This is a genomic window from Paenibacillus sp. NRS-1781 (assembly GCF_050467745.1).
Lineage (GTDB): Bacteria > Bacillota > Bacilli > Paenibacillales > Paenibacillaceae > Paenibacillus > Paenibacillus terrae_A.
Map to the genome: position 1 here is coordinate 110,590 of NZ_JBITPI010000012.1, position 21,658 is coordinate 132,247.

The 21,658-nt window shown below is 46.6% G+C and carries 26 protein-coding genes; 11 read left to right on the forward strand and 15 right to left on the reverse strand.

Annotation, left to right across the window (positions count from 1 at the left end; translation table 11 throughout):
* Nucleotides 1-82: 82 nt before the first annotated feature.
* Both ACIFO6_RS04095 and ACIFO6_RS04100 read left to right on the forward strand, forming a co-directional pair.
* On the forward strand, nt 83-964 hold the full coding sequence (locus tag ACIFO6_RS04095; RefSeq protein WP_430038427.1) for a helix-turn-helix domain-containing protein: 882 nt from the start codon (nt 83-85) through the stop codon (nt 962-964).
* A gap of 114 nt (nt 965-1,078) precedes the next feature.
* Nucleotides 1,079-2,053, forward strand: coding sequence for a bile acid:sodium symporter family protein (locus ACIFO6_RS04100; RefSeq protein WP_430038429.1), 975 nt, complete (start codon nt 1,079-1,081; stop codon nt 2,051-2,053).
* A 62-nt stretch (nt 2,054-2,115) separates the two neighbouring features.
* Here the strand turns inward: ACIFO6_RS04100 and ACIFO6_RS04105 are convergent, their stop codons facing one another.
* Genes ACIFO6_RS04105 through ACIFO6_RS04125 form a run of 5 tightly spaced genes read right to left on the reverse strand, consistent with a single transcriptional unit; the run spans nt 2,116 to nt 6,430 of the window.
* A complete protein-coding gene (locus ACIFO6_RS04105) occupies nt 2,116-3,444 on the reverse strand; it encodes an ABC transporter permease (protein WP_430038431.1) in 1,329 nt (442 codons plus the stop codon).
* Nucleotides 3,437-4,339 (reverse strand): ABC transporter ATP-binding protein, encoded by a 903-nt coding sequence (locus ACIFO6_RS04110; RefSeq protein ID WP_430038433.1) that lies wholly within the window; start codon nt 4,337-4,339, stop codon nt 3,437-3,439. Before ACIFO6_RS04110 ends, ACIFO6_RS04105 begins: the two co-directional genes overlap by 8 nt.
* Before the next feature lie 20 nt (nt 4,340-4,359).
* Entirely contained in the window at nt 4,360-5,244 is an 885-nt protein-coding gene (locus tag ACIFO6_RS04115) for an ABC transporter ATP-binding protein (RefSeq protein ID WP_430038480.1), read from the reverse strand.
* Nucleotides 5,245-5,270: 26 nt separating this feature from the next.
* Complete coding sequence (locus ACIFO6_RS04120) at nt 5,271-5,672, reverse strand: GntR family transcriptional regulator (protein WP_430038435.1); 402 nt, start codon at nt 5,670-5,672, stop codon at nt 5,271-5,273.
* Between the two features lie 38 nt (nt 5,673-5,710).
* Entirely contained in the window at nt 5,711-6,430 is a 720-nt protein-coding gene (locus ACIFO6_RS04125; protein ID WP_430038437.1) for a hypothetical protein, read from the reverse strand.
* A gap of 321 nt (nt 6,431-6,751) precedes the next feature.
* Between ACIFO6_RS04125 and ACIFO6_RS04130 the strand changes: the two genes are divergently transcribed.
* Nucleotides 6,752-8,011, forward strand: coding sequence for a DUF438 domain-containing protein (locus tag ACIFO6_RS04130; protein WP_430038439.1), 1,260 nt, complete (start codon nt 6,752-6,754; stop codon nt 8,009-8,011).
* Nucleotides 8,012-8,130: 119 nt separating this feature from the next.
* Here the strand turns inward: ACIFO6_RS04130 and ACIFO6_RS04135 are convergent, their stop codons facing one another.
* On the reverse strand, nt 8,131-8,640 hold the full coding sequence (locus ACIFO6_RS04135; RefSeq protein WP_430038482.1) for an N-acetyltransferase family protein: 510 nt from the start codon (nt 8,638-8,640) through the stop codon (nt 8,131-8,133).
* 145 nt (nt 8,641-8,785) lie between these two features.
* Between ACIFO6_RS04135 and ACIFO6_RS04140 the strand changes: the two genes are divergently transcribed.
* Nucleotides 8,786-10,072: a hypothetical protein gene (locus ACIFO6_RS04140; protein ID WP_430038441.1), complete on the forward strand. Its 1,287-nt coding sequence runs from the start codon at nt 8,786-8,788 to the stop codon at nt 10,070-10,072.
* A 72-nt stretch (nt 10,073-10,144) separates the two neighbouring features.
* Here the strand turns inward: ACIFO6_RS04140 and map are convergent, their stop codons facing one another.
* Nucleotides 10,145-10,897, reverse strand: coding sequence for a type I methionyl aminopeptidase (map, locus tag ACIFO6_RS04145; protein ID WP_430038443.1), 753 nt, complete (start codon nt 10,895-10,897; stop codon nt 10,145-10,147).
* 139 nt (nt 10,898-11,036) lie between these two features.
* Nucleotides 11,037-11,225, reverse strand: coding sequence for a hypothetical protein (locus tag ACIFO6_RS04150; RefSeq protein WP_007428354.1), 189 nt, complete (start codon nt 11,223-11,225; stop codon nt 11,037-11,039).
* A 423-nt stretch (nt 11,226-11,648) separates the two neighbouring features.
* On the opposite strand from ACIFO6_RS04150, the gene ACIFO6_RS04155 reads away from it, so the two are divergent.
* Together ACIFO6_RS04155 and ACIFO6_RS04160 are read left to right on the forward strand one after the other, a co-directional pair.
* Nucleotides 11,649-12,818 carry an MGDG synthase family glycosyltransferase gene (locus tag ACIFO6_RS04155; protein WP_430038484.1) on the forward strand — a complete coding sequence of 390 codons (1,170 nt, stop codon included), beginning with the start codon at nt 11,649-11,651 and terminating at the stop codon, nt 12,816-12,818.
* Between the two features lie 30 nt (nt 12,819-12,848).
* Complete coding sequence (locus ACIFO6_RS04160; RefSeq protein ID WP_430038445.1) at nt 12,849-13,130, forward strand: transposase; 282 nt, start codon at nt 12,849-12,851, stop codon at nt 13,128-13,130.
* A 391-nt stretch (nt 13,131-13,521) separates the two neighbouring features.
* Here the strand turns inward: ACIFO6_RS04160 and ACIFO6_RS04165 are convergent, their stop codons facing one another.
* From ACIFO6_RS04165 to ACIFO6_RS04175, 3 genes are all read right to left on the reverse strand, one after another.
* Nucleotides 13,522-13,920, reverse strand: a complete 399-nt coding sequence (locus ACIFO6_RS04165; protein WP_430038447.1) for a universal stress protein — start codon at nt 13,918-13,920, stop codon at nt 13,522-13,524.
* 2 nt (nt 13,921-13,922) lie between these two features.
* On the reverse strand, nt 13,923-15,158 hold the full coding sequence (locus ACIFO6_RS04170; protein ID WP_430038449.1) for a CynX/NimT family MFS transporter: 1,236 nt from the start codon (nt 15,156-15,158) through the stop codon (nt 13,923-13,925).
* A 217-nt stretch (nt 15,159-15,375) separates the two neighbouring features.
* Nucleotides 15,376-15,942 carry a helix-turn-helix domain-containing protein gene (locus ACIFO6_RS04175; protein WP_134914818.1) on the reverse strand — a complete coding sequence of 189 codons (567 nt, stop codon included), beginning with the start codon at nt 15,940-15,942 and terminating at the stop codon, nt 15,376-15,378.
* A 186-nt stretch (nt 15,943-16,128) separates the two neighbouring features.
* Here ACIFO6_RS04175 and ACIFO6_RS04180 point away from each other — a divergent pair, with 186 nt between their 5' ends.
* From ACIFO6_RS04180 to ACIFO6_RS04190, 3 genes are all read left to right on the forward strand, one after another.
* Nucleotides 16,129-16,467, forward strand: a complete 339-nt coding sequence (locus tag ACIFO6_RS04180; protein WP_430038451.1) for a DUF4870 domain-containing protein — start codon at nt 16,129-16,131, stop codon at nt 16,465-16,467.
* Nucleotides 16,468-16,870: 403 nt separating this feature from the next.
* The gene (locus ACIFO6_RS04185; RefSeq protein ID WP_430038453.1) at nt 16,871-17,062 is read left to right on the forward strand and encodes a hypothetical protein; all 192 of its coding nucleotides are present in this window, start codon (nt 16,871-16,873) and stop codon (nt 17,060-17,062) included.
* A gap of 87 nt (nt 17,063-17,149) precedes the next feature.
* Nucleotides 17,150-17,569, forward strand: a complete 420-nt coding sequence (locus ACIFO6_RS04190) for a hypothetical protein (RefSeq protein WP_430038455.1) — start codon at nt 17,150-17,152, stop codon at nt 17,567-17,569.
* 86 nt (nt 17,570-17,655) lie between these two features.
* On the opposite strand, the gene ACIFO6_RS04195 is transcribed toward ACIFO6_RS04190, so the two are convergent.
* Both ACIFO6_RS04195 and ACIFO6_RS04200 read right to left on the reverse strand, forming a co-directional pair.
* On the reverse strand, nt 17,656-18,585 hold the full coding sequence (locus ACIFO6_RS04195; RefSeq protein WP_430038457.1) for a sigma-70 family RNA polymerase sigma factor: 930 nt from the start codon (nt 18,583-18,585) through the stop codon (nt 17,656-17,658).
* Nucleotides 18,586-18,604: 19 nt separating this feature from the next.
* A complete protein-coding gene (locus tag ACIFO6_RS04200; RefSeq protein ID WP_430038459.1) occupies nt 18,605-19,048 on the reverse strand; it encodes a carboxymuconolactone decarboxylase family protein in 444 nt (147 codons plus the stop codon).
* Nucleotides 19,049-19,199: 151 nt separating this feature from the next.
* Between ACIFO6_RS04200 and mscL the strand changes: the two genes are divergently transcribed.
* Complete coding sequence (mscL, locus tag ACIFO6_RS04205; protein WP_430038461.1) at nt 19,200-19,694, forward strand: large conductance mechanosensitive channel protein MscL; 495 nt, start codon at nt 19,200-19,202, stop codon at nt 19,692-19,694.
* Nucleotides 19,695-19,801: 107 nt separating this feature from the next.
* Here the strand turns inward: mscL and ACIFO6_RS04210 are convergent, their stop codons facing one another.
* Nucleotides 19,802-20,503, reverse strand: coding sequence for a histidine phosphatase family protein (locus ACIFO6_RS04210; RefSeq protein WP_430038463.1), 702 nt, complete (start codon nt 20,501-20,503; stop codon nt 19,802-19,804).
* A gap of 48 nt (nt 20,504-20,551) precedes the next feature.
* Nucleotides 20,552-20,845 (reverse strand): hypothetical protein, encoded by a 294-nt coding sequence (locus ACIFO6_RS04215; protein WP_014279590.1) that lies wholly within the window; start codon nt 20,843-20,845, stop codon nt 20,552-20,554.
* Between the two features lie 174 nt (nt 20,846-21,019).
* Here ACIFO6_RS04215 and ACIFO6_RS04220 point away from each other — a divergent pair, with 174 nt between their 5' ends.
* Nucleotides 21,020-21,652 (forward strand): NUDIX hydrolase, encoded by a 633-nt coding sequence (locus ACIFO6_RS04220; RefSeq protein ID WP_430038465.1) that lies wholly within the window; start codon nt 21,020-21,022, stop codon nt 21,650-21,652.
* The last annotated feature ends 6 nt before the right edge of the window (nt 21,653-21,658 follow it).

Below are 21,658 nucleotides of genomic sequence, written 5' to 3' on the forward strand. Positions count from 1 at the left end.
CAATTGACAATCCACTGTTTATGATGGATTATATACGTATTTCTTCATTAGAGCTGCGCCCAACTGGGGGGATGAATAGATTATGAATAAGAAAGCTGATGGATTTGAGGGTGAAAGGTTATATGTCCTTCCACCCTATATGTTGAATAAATTAAAATTGAATCCGCTTACACGAAATCTATATATTACGGATATAGGCTGCTTTAGCCATGCCCGTCATCATTTTCGCGAAAGAACGCATGGCTGTGACTCTTATATATTCATCTACTGTGCCAGCGGAAAAGGTTGGGTACGAACGGAGAATAACATAACCATTTGTATGACGGAGCGAAGCTTTGCTTACATTCCCAGGGACATGCCACATGCTTATGGGGCTGACGATGAAGATCCTTGGACGATTTACTGGTTTCATCTCCAAGGGGACCAAATGGACGATTTCATGGTATTGTTTGACCCTTTTAAAACGTATGTTACAATGGCTGCCAGTGATGAAGTCAAACTACTGGAGCTATTTCATCAGTGTTACGACCTTTTATTGAACAAATCATACTCTATTATACATTTAGTTCAAGTGTCGCAAACTGTTCGTTATCTGCTGAGTTTTGTTTTATCTGTTGCATTTCGCAAGGAAGACAGTACGTACCAGAGCCATGTTGATAAGGCAACACGTTATATGAGCGAACAATTGGAATCCAGCGTCTCGTTGGAGGAGCTTAGTCGGCATGTTCAGGTATCCAGGCAGCATTTGAACTTGATATTCAAGCAATCAACCGGCTACTCTCCAGTCGATTACTATTTAAGAATGAAGATACAGAGGGCCAGTCAGCTTTTGGACTTAACAAATGCTTCTATTAAAGAGATTAGCATACAACTCGGTTTTAGGGACCCGTACTACTTCTCCAGACTATTCAAAAAAATAATGGGCTGCTCTCCTTTGGTATACCGAAATAATTTGAAGGGTTGATCTATATTCATCAGGAGCGTTCAAATTTGCTTCTATCGGGCTACCGCAAGTCACAGATCATTTACGAATCGGGGGTGCAAGGTCTATACTTAAGGTTAAAAAAGGAAGTTTTGTATGCTCCGAACGTTGAATCGAAGACTAAATGCAGCTATGCCGCTAATCACGCCCACCAGCATACTCATTGGCGTCCTGATCGGTACGTCGTTGACGGAATACACCGAATTCTCTCCCTGGCTGTTTGCCTTCATGACCTTCGCAGGCAGCATCAGCATGGGTTTCAAGGATTTTGTCCATGTGATAAAGCATCCCGGTCCGCTGATCGCCTGTCTGTTTATTCTTCACCTGGCCATGCCGCTTCTCGCCATGATGCTGGGACATCTGGCTTTTGGCGACGATCCATATACGATTACCGGGCTTATTCTTGGCGCGGCTATTCCTACGGGCATTTCCAGCTTCGTGTGGGTCAACATCTACAAAGGCAATACGGCGCTGACATTGGCTATTATTCTGATCGATACGATTTTGGCTCCATTCGCCGTGCCTGGCATGATGTCCCTGTTGGTCGGAGCGGATGTGCAGCTTGACACCTGGGCGATGATGCAGAGCCTATTTTGGATGATTGTCGTTCCCTCGCTCATCGGCATGGTGCTGAACGAATGGACCAAAGGGAAGATCAAGCAGGTGTGGGGACCTCGGCTGGGTCCGTTCTCCAAGCTGGCCATGGCTCTTGTCGTGATGATTAACGGATCTGTAATCGCGCCTTATCTGGTCGATTTTAATCTTAAGCTTGTCGGAGTATGCCTATCCATAATCGTCCTTGCTTCCACCGGATATGGGATTGGTTATCTGATCTCAGGGCTGATGCGGTGGAACAATGCGGACCGTACGGCGCTTGTCTTTAACGGCGGCATGCGCAATATCAGCGCGGGAGCAGTACTTGCCATCACCTACTTCCCGGCCCCGGTAGCGCTGCCTGTTGTGCTCGGGATGATTTTCCAGCAATCCACGGCGTCTCTGGTCGGATTTCTGCTGAGTCGTCGCGACCGCGGAAAGACCAAGGAGAAGCACCACACAACCTCTGTTTCTTAGGCGAAGGAGAGTAGCGACGAGTGTGAGCATGTATTACAGGCACACACAAATCAAATTCAATCCTATATCTTATACGCCTTCATCGCCTTACGCAGCTCTTTGAACGAAGGACGCTTGCCGTACATTAAGACGCCAGTACGGTAGATCTTGGCGGCCAGCCAACCGAAGAACAAGATGGAGGCGACCAGAATGGCAAGTGACAGCCAGATTTCCAGCAGGCTCGCCCGCTCCAGACCAATCCGCAGCAGCATGACGGTCGGCGAAAAAAACGGAATATACCCGGCGACCTTGACGAACATCGTGTCAGGTGCGGCGATATTGAAGATACCGATATAAAAGGCTGCCAGTGACAACATGGTAATCGGCATGACCGCCTGCCCCAATTCTTCGGTACGGCTGACAATGGAGCCGACAGCAGCGAACAATACCGCGTACAGGAAGTAACCGAGGATGTAGAAAACCAGACCATATCCAAGCACTGTGGTATTCAACTGCGACAGATCCAGCCCGGCCGAACTGAGGATAACGCTGTTATGCGGCAGCATGAGGTTGGCGCACACCACAGCGGCAAAAACAGCAATTTGCAGCAGACCCACCAGAAAGATACCAATGATTTTCCCAAACATCTGGGTCAACGGCGATACACTCGTGATGAGAATTTCCATGATACGCGAGCTTTTTTCTGAAGTCACTTCTGAAGCAATCATATTGCCTGTCATCATCGACGAGGTGAAGAACAAAATCATGAGTACATAGACCAAGCCGTAGTTAATCATCGAAGCTTCTTTGTCCTCTGTTCCGGCAGCACGACCTGCCTCAGACGGACTGTTCACTTCTCGGCTGTCCACGGTTACAGGCGTGCTTATTTCACGAACCTGTTCACGGGTCAATGCATTTCCGCCAATCATGGCCTTGACCTTTGCCTCCTGAAGTCCAGTTTGCAGCAGTGTGATTACAGCCGGGGACGGCGCTTTTTCAATAGATACATACTCTACCTTGGGAATAGCTTCTCCCTTTGCGGCAGGCTGCGCTAACTCCACATAGCCTTGCAGCTCCCCATCTTTCAAGGCTTGCTTCATTGCTGGAGCTTGTGCGTTGTCATAACGCACCCAGGTAGCTACCGGGTTAGACTGAGCCTTCGTAAATTGCTCCAGCTGATCCGCGATCTCAGTCCGGCTTCCGGCGATCAGTCCCAGACGATGATGCTCAGCAGCAGATTTACCGGAACCCCCTGCGCCACCCGTCCCTTCTCCTTTAAACAAAGAAATCAGATACGGCAGATTCATGCCAATGGTAATGAGCAATGCCAGCACCAGCGTCGTAATGACAAAGGATTTGGTTCTCGCCTTCTGGCGAAACGTAAAACCGATAACCGTACCCAGTCTATTCATGAGAATCACCCACCTCTCGTATGAAAATTTCATTCAGCGTAGGCTCTTTAATTTCAAAATGCTCTACATCCGTTTGCTCCAGCGCCGTCTGTAAAATGAACTTGGCCGCATCCGGCTGTTCAATATGCAGCATCCAACCCCGGTCCATTCGCTCTACACGGCGCACGCCGGGCAGTTGTTCCAGCCCGTTCACTTCGCCAGTCGTGATGAGACGAACCTTTTCACGCGGGTAGCGGCCTTTAATCTCTCGCACATTTCCCTGCACAACGGTGTTTGAACGATGCAAAATCGTAATATGGCGGCACAGCTCCTCCACATGCTCCATACGGTGGGTTGAGAATAAAATTGCAGCCCCGTCGTCCCGCAGCTCCTTTACCGTATCCTTCAGCAGCTCGACGTTCACAGGGTCAAGTCCGCTGAATGCCTCATCCAAAATGAGCAGCGTCGGGCGATGCACAACGGCTGCAATAAAGCCCATTTTCTGCTGATTACCCTTGGATAGCTCCTCTATCCGCTTATTGTAATATTCAGGCACGCCGAAGCGTTCCAGCCAATAGCGCAAACTTTTGTCCGCCTCCTTAGCCGACATTCCACGTAGCCTGCCTAAATAGTTAACTTGCTCGCTCACCTTTACCTTGGGATACAACCCTCGTTCCTCAGGCAAATAACCCATCGTCCGTTGAAGCTCCTTGCTATATGGCTTGCCCTCATATTGAATGCTTCCGCCATCAGGGTAAATCAGGCCGAGCACCATGCGCATCGTTGTCGTTTTGCCAGCCCCATTACCACCCAGCAATCCGTAAATCTCCCCGCCGTTCACATCCAGCGAAATGCCATTAACCGCCGTGTGGTTGCCATATTGCTTCACTACCTGCTCCAATTGCAGCATACTCATGAATCCCCAGCCCCCTTCTTCTACTCCAAAATCTCTTCGCCATCTGCTAATTGTCCCGCAGACCAATGCCATAAAATATCATCCAGCTCCAGACTCCGTATACGAATCGGGCGAATACCCGCTTGGTCCAATATGACGCTAGCTTCTCCGGCTGCCAACGTTATAATTCGCTGCAATCCGCCATCACTCTCTGTCTCTATAACTCCCGGCAGCTCCGATGCTTCCTCTGGCGTCCCCTCAAACCACATTTCCTTGCTATTTTCGAGCAGGTGATCCTTTTCCAGCTTACCGAGCAGCCGTCCTTCATGCATCAGGACAATATAATCGGCCAGGCGCTTGATCTCGTCCATAATGTGAGTCGCGATAATGACCGTCGTTTTACCATTTTTCATACAATCTCGCAGTTCCTCCAGCATAATCTTCCATGCAAAAGGGTCCAATCCCGATGAAGGCTCGTCCAGCAGCAGCAAACGGGGATGCGGCGCCAAGGCGGCAGCCAGTTCAAACTTGCGGCGCTCTCCCTTGGACATACGCGATAATCTCGTGTGTTGCGGGATCTGAAAGCGTTCCAGCAACCGCTGGAAACGCGTTTCGTCCCAGCCCGGATACCATAATGCCCGAAAAGCCGCTGCTGCTTCTGCTGTAAGTCTGTCCTCCTCAAGATTCGGCTGCTCTGGCACATACCCGACCCACTGCCGCGTATCTATGGGCATACCGTCCGGGTACGCCTGACCGAACCAGCGAATTTCACCGGAATCCGGGTGGATAAGCTGAGTCAGCAGATGAATCAATGTACTTTTCCCTGATCCGTTATGTCCAGCCAAAGCGACCACATAGCCCGGTTCAATCGTCAAATTAATCGGCCCGATCTCCCGGTTTCCCCGTTTTTTATAGACTTGGCTCATCTCTATGATTGGTGTTTCCACGGGCATCACTCCTTCGCTTGGACTTCATACGTTCTCTTCACCATGTCTGCGAAAAGCTCCATCAATTCCTGTTCCGTCATCTGTACCGCCACGCCTGTAGCTATCGCCGTCTCCAGTGCTTCGGTCACCGCTTTAAGGCGGTAGCCTGAGCGCATATCTTCCTCGACCAGAGCTACGAAGGTTCCCGTTCCCTGCCGGGTACGAAGCAAGCCTTCGTTTTCCAAATCCTGATAGACCCGCCGGACGGTAATCACGCTGCAATGGAGCGTCCCCGCAAACTCACGTATGGAGGGAAGCAGCGTTCCCGCTGCAATCTGTCCGGTCACGATGAGTGAACGAAGCTGCTTTTCAATCTGCGCATACAGCGGTTCCGCGCTATTCTCATCAATTTGCACCGGTATGTTCACCTGCTTCTCCCCCCTTATTGATCTTTATATACACGCTGCTAAGCCAGATCGCGCTTCATGAGCCTGCGCAGTGTCATCCGATAGGACATGAACATGCCGATAACCCCTGCTGCCAGCACTCCCCACATCAGCGGAGATAATAGCTGCCACTCCTTGCTGAAATATGCCGTCGTCGATACCAGATTCACCCCGTATATTCGAACTGCAATCGCAATGATTCCGCAAACCAGCATGATCACAAGAGATAGCCAAAAATAGCCCTTTCCATTTTTAAGAAACTCCAAATGAATATAAATGGCCTGAATCAGCATCCCGTAACCGACCCAAGTGAGCGCAAACGATACAAAAAAGCCTGTGCCAGCATATACCCGAAGCGTACCTGACAACGTAAACAAAAGGATAAAAAATAGCACGCTATTCACGATAAACGCCAAAACCGCCTGTTGAATTCGGCTCATAATCACCGCACTCACTGGTATGGGCAATATGCGGAGAAAAGCCAGCATGTGCGTATAGGAATCCTCCTGTAAATATTTGAATGTACGTCGGTTATAATTGAATCCGAGAAACGGAATCAGCACCAGCATGACAAAATCCGCTGCCGGATTCAAGACTCCACTCTCACCCAACTGCATACTTACAACAAAGCTCATGGTAAACCCCAGGTACGTAATAAACAGTAACATCCACAGGATTACATAAGGATTATTGCGAAAATCCTGACGGGTCATCATCCATGCCTGCTTCATGATTGTCATTTTCTTATCCAGGTCCCTTCTGCACTACCCGTAACGACGTCTCTCCCTCACATGACTTCTGAGGTGCCGTCACAGTATCAAGTGTTATTACTGTATATATTTTTATACACAGTATATAAACTAAGAATCACACCTGTCAACACTATGACCGTACATTTCTCCAATTAAGTTAGCCCAAAGGTGCCCATTCGCTCGTACAGTCCACTCCGCCAAATTGTGCGTACAATCACAAAAGCCCGCAAATACCTATGCTACCCTATAACTGATAAACATTCTCATTCAAGGCGATAAACGCATTCAAACATAAAGGAGCGAACCATCATGAGCGAGCTGATCAATAACCGCGAACACACAGCAAAGGAACTCACAGAACGCCAGCAAATATTAAAGGAAATTATGAAGGAGCTGCATGACGGGAAAAGCGTAGATGAAGTCAAAGCGCGCTTTGCAGTGGCAGTTGGAGGGGTGAGTGTGGCAGAAATTTCAGCCATGGAGCATGCCCTGATGACCGAGGAAGGAATCCCCGTGTCGGAGGTGCAGCGTCTCTGTTCCGTCCACACGTCGATATTCAAAGGCTCGATTGAGGATATTCACCGTCCTTCCGGACCGGAGGAACAGCCGGGACATCCCGTTCATACCTTCAAGCTGGAAAATCGGGAGATTGAACGGCTGGTCAACTTCCAGCTCGCACTGCACGCAGATCAATTTCAAAAGGATGATAGTCCCAAAATCATTTACAAGCTGCTGGAGGATTTAAGTCTGCTGCTGGATCTTGATAAGCACTATAGCCGTAAAGAAAATTTGGTCTTTCCTTATTTAGAACGCTATGGAATTTTCGGCCCAACCAAGGTAATGTGGGGTGTAGACGATAGTATTCGTAACGCCATCAAGGAAGCCAAGAAACTGCTCACTCAATATGATGGGAACAAAGAACTCATTGGGCAGACACTCACCCATATCATGACCGAAGTGAACGAAATGATATTCAAGGAAGAGAATATTCTTCTGCCGATGGCGCTGGGTAAGCTGACAGAGGATGAGTGGCTGAAAATAGCCCATGAGAGCGCAGAAATCGGATTCTGCCTGACCGCTCCCGAGCGGGAATGGATACCTGAGCGGGCAGAGGAGCCTGTGGAAATGGATGAGCAACAGGAAGGAACATCAGGAACTCCCCAAGGCTTTGTGCGATTCGAGACAGGGATTGTGTCTGTGCAACAATTGGAGCTGCTGTTAAATCATCTGCCCGTCGATCTGACATTTATAGACGAGCACGATGTCGTTCGTTATTTCTCCCATGGTAAAGAACGGGTCTTCGCCCGTACGAAGGCCGTCATTGGACGTACCGTGCAGAATTGCCACCCGCCGCAAAGCGTGCATGTCGTCGAGAAGCTGCTGGAGGATTTTAAGGCTGGCCGCAAGGATGCTGAAGATTTTTGGATACCGATTAAGGATAAATTTGTCTATATCCGCTATTTTGCCATCCGTGATGCAGAAGACCGCTATGTGGGAACGCTGGAATTCACACAAAATATCGCGCCCATTCGCGCCCTGGAAGGACAGAAACGGATTTTATCCGAGTAATCAATATCCACTACAAAAAGATTGCTCGCTGGATTCCTGTCGCCTCCAGCTAACATCATCAAAGGAGTCTTCCTCCACATTACATGTAGAGAAAGACTTCTTTCCATTTTCACAGTCCGCTATGTATTTTCCCACCCGTAAGCCACCATATTCAAGTTTTTTCCACCCATTTTTATAAGATGCTGCTCTACTACAAGCTTGGCTCCCAGTTGTTTATAAAAATAGCAAGCCGGATTATCTGCTAGCACCCAGACGATGGCAGAATGAATGTTCATACTGCTTAAATGTTGAAAAAGATGCATGAATAATTGCTTCCCCAATCCTAGACTATGGTATTCTTTTAACACATAAATAGCCGTTATCTCTCCCTCATACGGGGGATATTCACCTGACTTTTCCGGCCCTCCACTCACAAATCCGATGATTTCCCCCTTCTCATTTTCAACCAAATACACCTGATGATCGTCTTCACTGGATATATTTGATTTCCACAGCTCTGTTCTTTGCTCGTAGGAAAGCCGTTCCAGAACTTCAGCGGGTATGATATTTTTGTAGGTGGTTCTCCAGCAATCCACATGCACCTTGGCAATCCCTTCCGTATCTGATATCGTCGCTTCTCTGATCATCATTTTGACTCCACTTCCATTTCCAATATTATGCTCTCTATTATACCGACGAGCCCATTCTTGATCTATAATAAGAATTACCATTGTTTAAGGAAGTTCCATGCAACGGCATTCCCTTTACTCATCATTCATTACTGGAGGATTTGACTTGAATAAAATTATTTCATTCTACGTTCCACTTGGCATCTCATCATTGATTGCCGCGCTGACCCATGTCATCGTCAATGCTGTGCTCGCACGCTCGGAGCATCCCTCGTTCACATTGAGCAGCTATGCGGTGGCAGTCAGCCTGTGCCTGCTGCTGGAAACCCCGTTAACCGCCGTTCGACAGATGACCACGAAATTCGGATATGACCGCCAATCTGTTCGCTCCATCGGTATTTTATGTGCGTGTGTAGCGGCGGCTGTACTGGTCATCGGCTGGAGTATTGGTCTTACACCTGCTGGTAATCTGATTTTTCACTATGTATTTGGCGTATCTCCGGCCTTGATCGAACCCACCAAAGGTGTGTTTCAGGTGCTTACTCTGCTATACATATTAGTAGCCGTCCGCAACATCTATCAGGGGCTTATCATTAACAAGCACCGGACGGCCTGGATGACGTTCAGCTCATCTATTCGTATTGTCACGATGCTAATCGCATCCTGGTTTCTAATTCGGGCCGGCTGGACAAATGACGGGCGAATTGGCGCTGCCATTTTTATTGCAGGTATCTTCATTGAACTGGTCATTACCTTTTTGGAAGGTCGCGTTTTGAAAAGAAAGCTGCCACCTGACAACGGCGAGCAAACCATCCACCGTGCAAGGCATCTGCTTCCTTTTTATCTCCCCTTGCTGTATTCGGCGCTGGTGCTAGTTGTTCTGAATCCGTCCATACAAGCTGCGCTGAACAATACAACCGATCCATTATTGGCCGTAGCCTCCTTCTCCGTGGCTCTGCAAATCCTGAATCTGTTCGTCTGGTTTTGCAGCTCCCTGCATCAGATCGTCATTCAATTCTATACGAGCAAGCGTCGGGAGGTGCTGATATTTTTGAGCGTTCTGTCCGGCCTGTCGCCGTTATTATTGCTGCTGTTGTCCTTTGAATTTGCAGGTGACCCTATTTTGCAGAATGTGTTGGGACTGGAAGGGGAGCTGCTGGTAGAAACGAGAGGCTTGCTTCGCATACTTTCAATCTATGTAGCATTTTATCCATGGGTAGAATATTTCATCGGACGGTCGATATTGATCGGCAATACCAAACCTATTTTCATCGGCAGATTGTTCTCCGTTTCCTTTGCGATTCTCGCGCTCATTCTATGCATCTCCTTTTTTCCGGGGCTGGATGGACAGGTGGCAGGAATCGTTATGGCCGTTTCCTCACCCGTCGAGTTAGGTATCTATCTGTGGCTTTACCGGAAAATCTCTTTGAACACGATGAACGTGTCCTCCTGAAATAAAAAACCTGCCAAGAGAGTCCCCCGCACATGCCAGGTCAAATGGGACTCCCTATGGCTGTACCGATCCTTATGCGGTCAAAATGTACGGGCCGTTCTTCGTGATCGCAATCGTGTGCTCATATTGTGCGCCCCAACTGCCGTCCGCCGAGGTGATGGTCCATCCATCATCCTCCCACAATACAGCCCCCTCCGTTCCGAGGGTAAATACCGGCTCGATGGTAATCACCATCCCTTCGCGCAGCGGTAACCCCGTTCCGGCACGACCATAGTGCAAAACATCTGGCGGCTCGTGCATCTGACGACCAATACCGTGCCCGATCAAGGGCTTCACGATGCCGTACCGTCGCCATCCCGTGGTTTTTTCCACTGCGTGCCCGATGTCCCCCAGCGTCCTGCCTGGACGGGCAACCTCAATTCCGCGTACCAGTGCCTTATGCGTTTGCCGTAGCAGCCTCGCTACCGGGCGACTGACGTTACCTACTGCATAGGTCCAGCCCCGGTCAGCCAGCCAGCCGTCCTTATTGACGACGATGTCGATGGTCACAATATCCCCATCATGAAGCACCCGCTCCGAGGGAAAGCCGTGGCATACCACCTCGTTGACCGAAGCGCAGGTGGCATAAGGAAAGCCCTTATAGCCTTTTTGCTCAGGCGTGGCTCCCCGCTTGCTCAAAAATTGCTCTACCCACGCATCAATTTCCAGCGTGGTCATTCCCGGAAGGATACGACTCTCCAACGCACGATGGCAATCGGCCAAAATACGTCCAGCCTCCCTCATATAGCCGATTTCCTCTCGTGTCCGTATGGCTATCTCCTCCATTGGAATCCGCCTCCTTTAGGCATACAAATTCACTAAACCTATCCCATTGTATGCAGGGCGGACACAAAAAAACCGTCTCCTCTGTGGATAGACGGTTTATAAAAGTCGTATTCCTATGTTTTGCGGGTCATCGAACCCTTTAAGATACTGAAGAATTTATGCGACCGAGTTCGTTTTCCACCACCATGGTCAACTCTTCCTCATACCCTCCTGTAATCCGGTATTTTCGCACATATTCCTTTACAAATTTTTTGGGATCCTTAGGCCGGAAAATTCGAGTCATTTCCCGCAGACTTTCCTTAACTTCATTGTGACCTTTCGTTGCCATGTTACTCCCTCCCAAAACGTTGAAAATAAGTGCTCCGTTGAAGAGAATGCCGAAAAGTATTGATGTCCTTATGCAGTGAAGTAGTATGTCTTAATGCAGCTTAGGTCGGGAATGCCTTATGCAAGGCATGTACCTGACACTATTATTAACCGAATTTCTATTGGCTGAATCACTTCCCCATTATAACATATTCAGGTACAGCTTTCAGCTTTCCAGAAATTTTACATCTAATTTACCCAAATTTTACGCTACACATCATATTGGGGGTTGCCATCTTGGCTGTTACAGGAGGGTATACCCTATTTATCGGCTTTTGCGGCGTATGTGTTTGGGGTAAAATAAATAAACATACAATTAAGAATGGATGCGAACGTTCCTGAAATGAGCTACATGTGCTTATTGAATAATAGGGGGCTAGACATGATGGAAGCCGCAGCACCAAAAATTTTAATATTGTATGCCAGCTACGGAGAAGGCCATGTGCAAGCCGCACGAGCTATTATGGACAGCTTGCGGAGGCTCGGTCGCTGCGAGGTTCAGTTACTCGACCTGATGGCTGAATCCCATCCCTGGTTGAACAATTTAACAAAATTTGTCTATATGCAAAGCTTCAAAACCATTCCCGGGCTTTACGGTTGGGTCTATAACATAACCCGTGAAATGCAGGCAAAATCAGCCTTTGGCAGTGTGCTGCATTCCTTTGGGATGCGCCAGCTTGCGCTCACTCTGGAAAAGGAGAAGCCTGACCTTGTCATACATACGTTCCCTCAGCTCGCTCTCCCGGCGTTACGCCGCAAATTGGGGATGAAGCTGCCCATTGTGAACGTGGTTACGGATTTTGATCTGCACGGACGCTGGCTGCATCCCGATATCGACCGCTACTATGTGGCAACCGAGGATATACAGCAGGAAGCCGCACAGCGAGGAATCTCTCTCGAACGGATTGTCGCCACAGGGATTCCGATTCATGCTTCGTTTTATAAAAGGTTTGCCGAAGAAACTGATCCAGAAGATGCTGATGTGGTTGAGGATTACTCAATCCCTCCGTCAGATCCGGGAACTACAACACTGCTTATCATGGCAGGTGCCTATGGCGTGATGTCCGGTATATTGGACATCTGTTGGCAATTGAGTCGTCTCCCGCAACTTCGGCTACTGATCGTTTGCGGACGTAATCCGCAGCTAAAAGCCGAGTTGGATGCGCTGTATGCAGATCACCCCGATATCTGCATCTTCGGATTCATCGACTATGTACCCACACTCATGCGCGCAAGCGATATGGTCATTACCAAGCCCGGCGGCATCACACTCTCGGAAAGCATAGCCTCTGGATTACCCATTCTTGTGTTCAAGCCTGTACCCGGTCAGGAGCTGAATAACGCCCTGTATCTGGAGCAAAAAGGAGCCGCTCGCATTGCCCGTAATACGCAAGAGCTGATTCACCATTGCGTCGACCTGCTCTCCAATCCCTCTCTCGCTATAGGAATGAAACAGTCCATTGAGCAGCTGCGCAAACCGCATCCCGCAGACCGGATTGCCGAGGATATTTTACACCAGCTTGTGGATAAAACCCCTTTCATACGGACAAATTAACATGGAATAAGTCAGACGGAGGGGATACCAATGGAACGCAAAGGAAAGGATTTGCTCCCGCTAACGGGTGAGAAGGTAGAAGTAGACGGTATTTATGTCGATGAGGACGGACATGAGCAGCATTTACATCGGGGACAGCATTTTCCCGCCGATGTTGTTCTAGGCGATTCCGAGTGGAAAATGACCGAATATGCCTTTGACAATCATCATGACGGACGTACCGATGAACGACTTGTCCCCAAAGAGGATGACGAGGATAAAAAGGGTAAAATTACACACCCACGCCGTCGTTTACAACGCGGAGATCGTTAACATGGGAAAGTAAGTATCTGAATGAAATATCCACAGATAAGTATATCTTGTTGATATATTGTGCACAAACTGTGCATAAAGCGTGGATATATCCTATGTTGTCTACAACTTGTGCACAAATTGTGTATAACAACTGTTTGTTTTGTGGATAAATATTATGAATCAGTGGATAAATTGCGTACAACATGTGCAAAAATTGTGGATAACGTTAAAAAGGGCTGAGCGAAACCTATTCGTTCGGCCTTTTTCGTGTTCTCTATTTAAACCAAAGCAGCCGTCCTGATTTTAGCAAAGCCTGATGACACTTGTTCATCAGGCTTTGTTTCTACTAAGAAACATACTTTTGTTATTGTAGAAAGAAAATAAAGTATTAGACTGGGCAACTTGATAGCTATGAAACCTTGTGGCTGACACTTCCAAGCATCATTTCTTTTATGCCACTTAGCCCACGGCTTCCAATAATAATGAGTTGCTGCTCGGAATCTCTTGCATAATTTAATATTTCATGTGCAGGATCTCCCTTAAGATGAAGTGTTTCCGGGTTAATCCCCGCAGATTCTAATTTGGATTTGGCTTGTTGCAACTGTTCCAAACTCGCTTTCTCCATTTCATTCAATATTTCTTCCAAGAAATTCCCTGGTAAATAAGTCATGCCATTCGATACATATTCCTGGCTGACATTAACCAAGGTAACTTGAGTTTGTTTGTTTCGAGCTATTTCAACGGTTGCATCGAGGAGTTTGTTCGTTATTTCAGCCTTATCAATTGCCACAATAATTTTGTCAAACATATTTATCGTCCTTTCCGTGGCAGCTCGTAACTATTTCGGCTACCTACAAAACGGTTTCTTGCTGCTCCTATACCGACTAAAAAGAGTAAGACCGAAGCGCCAAGCAGAATGAAAAGTGGCAGATTCCAACTATTTGTCGCATCATGCAGAAATCCTATAAGGGCAGGACCGATTGCGGCAAGAAGATATCCGATCGATTGCGCCATGCCAGACAGTTCCGCTGCTTGATGCGCATTTTTAGTACGTAAACCGAAAAACATCATGGACAAACTAAAGGCGCAGCCTCCACCAATTCCGAGTATTATAATCCACAACAGAATGATATTGGAGCTTCCGTATAGAAGTCCGAGCGTTCCCGTCAAAAGCAAAATGATTGTGATGACCACTAACAAACGTTGGCTAGACATGCGCCCAGCAATAACGGGGACAATAAAGGTAAATGGAAGCAGAGCTAACTGCATTATCGAAAGGTACCATCCTGATTGGTTTGAGTCAATTCCTTGCTGCTTTAAAATTTCAGGCAACCATGCGATCAACACATAGAAAACCATGGACTGTATACCCATAAACAAGGTTACTTGCCAGGCAAGAGGGGATCGCCAAACATTCACATCGTTGCTGGCCATTTGTTGACTCGTCGTGGTTGTTTGCTTCGTTTGATTTCTTAATTGGGGTAACCAACAGAGAATCGATACAAAGCTTAGAATCCCCCATATTCCCAATGCTCCCTGCCATTTTAGACCTGCGTTCATGGCTAGTGGTACACTGATTCCCGATGCGATTGCTCCAAATAAACTCATTGAAATTGAGTAAACACCTATCATGGAGCCTATTTTATTTGGGAAATCCCTTTTGATTAAACTTGGCAATAATACATTACATACGGCAATTGCGAATCCAAGAATTGCTGTCCCTATATACAGATTAGCTGCGCCAGATAAAGAACGTATTACAATGCCCACAGTCAGAAAGGTTAGGGCAATCAAAATGATACGTTCAATCCCATACCTTCGTCCTAATTTTGGTACTAGAGGCGATAATAAAGCAAAGGCAAGCAAAGGTAGCGTTGTTATCAGGCCTGCTAATGTATTTGAAATACGAACGTCATCCCTTATGAGACTCACTAAAGGACCGACTGAGGTTAAGGGAGCACGTAAATTAGCTGCAATAACAATAATGCCGAGAATTATCAGTCCTATAGAGGATGGTACGGCTTTTATATTTTGTTTGTTCGACATTCTTCATTTCTCCTTACTGAATTCATACGTAAAATTTGTTTCCTGCTGATTGAAAAACTATGAAATAACATCCGCGCGAACAATAAAAGTATATTATATTATATCATTTTTATCAATAAGTATTTCATAACACACCTGAACTCATCTAAAAACAAAAAAACTCTGAATTCCCGTCATGGAATTCGGAGTTGTATTTAATAAGTGGAATTTTCGACTTTTAGAAACCATATTTTAAGGATATATGGAGCACTGTTTCGCTATTCGTATGATTGGTATAAGAGTGAGGAAAATCTGCACGAAAACTGATCGTATCATATTGATTCAATGTGTAAATCTCTCCATTGACTTGAATTTCAATGGAACCAGTCATTACTGTCGCAATTTCAGTTGTATTCACATGATGACCTTCAGGGTGATACGAGCTATTCGGCTGTAAGTAAGCCCGACACATTTCAATATCGTTGCTTGCGTTTTTAAAGACTGGTTCAATGATCCAATTTTTTTGATCATTAGAAAACCGCAGTCCTTCGCCTGCTCGATACAAACTAACAGGGTCTTCTGATTTCAACAAAGCCAATAGCGGTAAAGATATGCCTTTTGAAATTTTCCATATAATCGCCAAAGTTGGATTTGTATCGCCACGTTCGATATTCCCCAGAGTAAGTTTGCTTACACCCGTTAATTCCGCTAAGTCGTCTAAGCTCATGTTTTTTTCTTTTCTGTACTTTTTCAAGACACCGCCGATTTGTAATACAATTTGTTTTGATTCATCGATTTCATCCATTTGATATTCACCTCAACAAAAAACAATTATAGCTAGTATACTGTTTATCTAGACTCTTTTCCATAATACACATGCTCGGCTTGAACTTTTTCTGCCGCAGGTTGGCATAACCTTAATTCCTGTCCTCATACCCTGTATAGTACGAAGCTTGTGTATGAAAAACTTATAAAGGGGGATTCGCCTTACATGTCAGTCTACAAGTCTTCCACAGGAATGGATGAAAATATTGCGGCTGTCCTGTGCTACCTGTTCGCCTTCATTGGTGCGCTGGCCTTCGTGTTGCTGGAAAAGAAAAGTCGGTTCGTTCTGTTTCACGCGCTGCAATCCATTTTTCTGTTCGTAGCCCTTATGATCGGGCATGTGCTCGCAGGACTCATTCCACTACTCGGCCCTCTACTCGCTTCCCTGCTGACGCTGGCAGGCATCGTCTTATGGATCATCCTGATCATTCATGCTGGGCAAGGCAAGTGGCTCAAGCTTCCTTGGGTGGGCGATCTGGCCCTCCATCAAGCTCGGCAGTTGTGAAAGGAACCAATTAATACCTTTTACATTTTTTTGCATAACCCCTCTGTCACACGACCACGTAAAAACACAAACAGCCGTGTCTCGAATAAGTCCAGATTTCGGCTGTTTCATTTAAAAACAGCTATTAAATAGCTCCGGACAAGCTAATTCATTCAACCAGCCCCTGAACCATAACCAAGACTTCTTGACATTCCACTCTTTGTTTTATAATTTTTTTTTTAATTTCCATACTTTTTAAAACATTGTTAATTGCAGCTTCTTTGCTCCCATTGTTAAAGTAATATAATGCTAATTGATAGCAGAGATCTGAGCATCTACTCAAGGAACTATAGAAACACAGGGGCTAAAGAAGAAGGCCCTTGTCTATGCACTTAGACATGGAGGTAAAGCACTCGATGATCTTTTGGACTTTTTAGGCGTAAGCTCAAAAGAAGCCAAATATGTCCTTCAACATGCTGATAAAATTGCAGACTTTTTGGAGGCTACAACTAATCAACTTGAACAAAGGCTTCTCGATTTTTTAATATTCGAGTGTGGAATTCCACAAGGGTTTGCCAGAGTTATAATTTACGCAATTTCTGGTTTTGTTCTGTAATCTAAGTTAAAATAATGATGTTCGTTCTTTATCTACGGCTCAAATCCATTAAAGAATAGGTGATATCTCCTGAATAATACAGATGAGATGATTCAATTATTGAAATATCAAATAAAATTAATGAAAATGTTTATGGATGGGGATACATATCCCTATTTTATGTATTTACTTGATCATGATATTCATGAAGAACAATCTAGCATAATAAATGACATTCTAATTATTTTCAATCATAGAATGAAGTCAGATTTAAGAGAATATATTAATGAAAACAGCGAGATGATCAATAAATTAACGAGCAAGCTCAAACATTTTAATATCTCTGAAGAAAGTTTATTTTCAGAAAATCCACCCACTTTTAACGAATTAAAGGAATATACAGATCGAATTATGCCTGAACATGTTAACGCAAAGTACCTGCTAATCAGTCTTGAAAGACAATCCATGTTTAAAGACCTATCCACATTCTTACTTATTGATGCAGAAGATCATTGTTCCACTAATTAGCAAAAGGATCTGCCATTATTTAGCGGGCAGATCCTTTTTATTGAATTATAATAGCCACAGACACATAGCTTGTCGCCTTTTTCAGCTCATACACGAATATGCCCCAGCTTGTCCGGATTGATCATCAAGTAAAAATCCTGAATATGCTCCCCGTCCGGTGCCAGACTGATGCATAAGACCTCCCTCACTGTACCTTCTTTCAAGAATACGAGCTGTACCTCACCATTGATGACGGTGCGCACCAGCTCTCTCTCCCGTAATACGGTTAATACACGACGAGAGGTTAACAGAGCGAGGACGCCCTTGCGTACAACCATCGGTCGCATCACCGTATGCACGTTGCCTCCGCCATCTGCCACAAATGCGGGCTGTTCAGCCAGTAGCTCCAGCATAGCGCTAACATCGTAGGCGAGAAAGGCGGCTGTAAAACGTTCCAGCACCTTTATTCTGGAAGGGTTCATCGTACTGCTGCTAACCGAATCGGCATGGGCAGATTCCTCGGAAGCGAGAATACGGCGGGAGCGACTGAACAGTTGACGACAATTACTCTCTGTCTTTCCCAGTAATTCCGCGATCTCTTTATAGTCATATTGAAAAGCTTCCCTGAGCACAAAAACAGCCCGTTCCATCGGCTTGAGCTGCTCCAGCAGAACCAGAAAAGCGTAAGATATCATATCTTTACGCTCCAACCAATCCGCTGGAAGATCTGCGCTCTCACCAAGCGGCTCCGGCAGCCACTGTCCAACATACGTCTCCCTTTGCTTACGGGCAGAGTTCAGAAGATTCAGACACCGATTCATCGTCATTTTGGCTACGTAGGCTTTGGGATTCTGTAAGTCATCCAGGGGCTTTTTCTTCAACTCGACAAAGCAGTCTTGAACTACATCCTCGGCATCCGTCACTGTCCCAAGCATTCGATAAGCAATGGCAAAAGAATATTTACGATATCTTTGATATAGCTCCTCCAGACTTAAATCCGCCGATTTTTGTTCAATTCCGTGTTCTTTGCCAGTCACAGTATGGCCCCCTGTTCGATTAAAGACTACCCGGATACATTCCCGTTGCAATAGCAATCCGGTTCCAACTGTTAATGACGTTAACAGCCATGATTACGTCCATATATTCTTCCTCGGTAAAATGTTCTCTGACCCGATTATACAAATCCGTAGGTACCCCTTGTTCAGAAATTCGGGCAACCGCTTCAGCTAATTCAAGCATAGCACGTTCTTTTTCCGTGAACAAAGGAACTTCCCGCCATAGGGCCAACTGCAAAATGTGATCACCATAGTCCCCCAGTTTCAGTAGATCCTTGGCATGCATGTCCAAACAATAAGAACACCCGTTGATCTGGGATACTCTGATTTTCAGCAGCTCGTACAGCACCTTGTCTGTAAAACGTCCGGAAATATATTTTTCCATCTCCATCATAGTCTTAAACGTACTTGGACTCACTGCTCTGTAATTCAATCTTAAACTCACGATACATCGCCTCCATCATTGGTTTACACTTAGAAGACAAATGAACCTGTGGATTTGTGACAAAGTGCAATTAAAAAATCTGGAATTGCCCTCAGCTAGCATAGCATGTATTATAAGTAAATGATTTTATGTAAAGAAGGTGAACACTCATATGAGCGGAAAAGGTTTTATTAAGGAGTTTAAGGAATTTGCTGTACGGGGGAACGTGATTGATCTCGCGGTCGGTGTTATCATCGGTGGAGCGTTTGGTAAGATTGTCACTTCTGTAGTAAATGATGTTATTATGCCTCCGATTGGTAAGCTTCTGGGCGGCATGAATTTTCCAGACCTATATGTTGCTTTAAGAACTGCCGAGCCTTTGAATGCTGACGGTACACGCATGACTCTGGCACAAGCCAAAGATGCAGGGATCGCCGTTCTTGCTTACGGTCAGTTTATTAACGTCCTGCTTGACTTTATGATCGTGGCCTTCTGCGTGTTCCTGCTGGTCAAAGGGATCAACATGCTGAAGCGTAAAGAGGAAGAAAAACCTCCTCAAGAAAAAACGACCAAGGAGTGTCCACACTGCCTGTCGGAAATTCCCAAGGCTGCAACCCGCTGCGCACATTGCACCTCCAAGCTGGAAGGTTACGTAGAAGCACACTAACTGGTTTCAGCCGGGAAACGTCGGTCAAGAACCACTCATATAACTACAAAAAGCGGCTTAGACGATGAAACGTCTAAGCCGCTTTAACTATAGTATTGAAGGCTTGATCAGCTAAAATTGGTGATAATGCCACGGGGCCTGACGGGCAAGCCCTCTGCATATAGATGGGAGACGTCACCGAAGCCGATGCAACGGGGAGTTGCCCACTCCTTGGAACGCTCATCAAACAAGATCGTGGTTACAGAGCTAGGTGGCATCCAGAAACCGGACCAGACCAGGGCCAGTGGCAGCTCCAGCAGATGGGCAAGCCAGGTCAGTCCGAAGCCACCATGGCAAAATACGGCCACCCGGTCTTCGGTATGCTTCAGAATCCGATATTTGCCCCCAACCCGCTCAAAGCCTTGGCGCTTCAAGAATTCATCGGAATGAAGCTTTAGCTGCTCGAACGTTTCAGGACTTTGCGTTCCCTGATAATAGGAAATTTCCTTCCAAGAGTCATGCGTCGGCAGAGGCACCTCAGAGCGGATCACTTCACCGGGTAAATCCCAATGAGAGAGACGACCATAAGGAGTTTCCTCCAGCTTCAAGCCCAGCTCCTGCGTCCAGTGCTCCACTTCATGAGTCATACCGAGAGAATCGGCGGTGTATCGCATCGTATCCAGCGCACGCCCCATAGGAGAAGCATAAATACGGTCCAGTCCGTGACTGGAAAGCCGTTTGGCCAGCGCCTGAGCCTCCACATGCCCTTCCGGAGTTATGGTATTGTTCGGATAATCAGGATCTGCGTGCCGAATGATATACAATCTCATATTTCTTTTCTCCGTTCCTATGAAATGACAACAGGATAGCTTGATCCCTTAACGCTTATTCAGCAAGGTTTCCAGGATCGCACGTAAATCCCGGTCTTCCTGATAGACTTCCTCACCCGTATCCAGCTCAATAACCCGGATATATGTATAATTCGCTCTGGCATCGACTGGCTTGAAAATCAGTTCCTCCGGATTGTCCGGACGGACATCATACCCCATATTTTTGAACATATCCGTGATTTGCTCGATACCCGGCTTGCCTCCGCTTTCCAGCATAATCAGTCCGCGCAGCTCCTTGGGTTCTTCCGGATGCATGACCCGAAAATGTACGATACATTCCATGTAAAATCGCTCCTTTCTATCGTATACCTATGTTATGGCGTAAATCTCCATGTTCCCAGCATACCCCAAACCCCACTCCACATTCCATAGCCGCCTTCATACCGTCAGGACGGAAAACACGTTATACTGTGAAATAGACCTTTTTACATCTGCTTATAATGAGGAGGAACCACGATGACTAGCGAGCTTCTGGACATCTATGACGATGAAGATAAGCCCCTTGGCACAGCTTCCCGCCAAGACGCACACGCCAAGGGATACTGGCACCATACCTTTCACTGCTGGCTGGCACGAGATACCTCAACAGGTCGCCGCTTGCTCTTTCAACAGCGCCAGGATACGAAGGACACCTTCCCCGGCTACTACGATATTACAGCAGCGGGCCATTTGACGGCAGGTGAAAATATATCTCAGGCAGCGCGTGAGCTGGAGGAAGAATTGGGCATCCACGTTCCCTTTACCTCATTGACACCGCTGATGACCGTTCGATATGAGAGCAAAGGAACGGCACAGGGCATCTCTTTTTGGGACCGCGAGATCAGCTCGGTGTTTGGATTGCTGTCGAACCAGCCATTGGAGCACTATCGTCTCCAGCAAGAAGAAGTGGCTGGACTGTACGAAGCAGACCTCGAACAAGCACTGGCCCTCTTCGAAGGCCACATTCCTTTTCTCGAAGCCAATGGCATATCCTCGGGACCGAATCCCGAACGGCATCGCCGCCTCATCACATCGGATCAATTCGTTCCTCATAAGGCTGGATACATTACATCTATATGCCAGGCTCTGATGGAACTTCCCGCCCGATAAAACTTA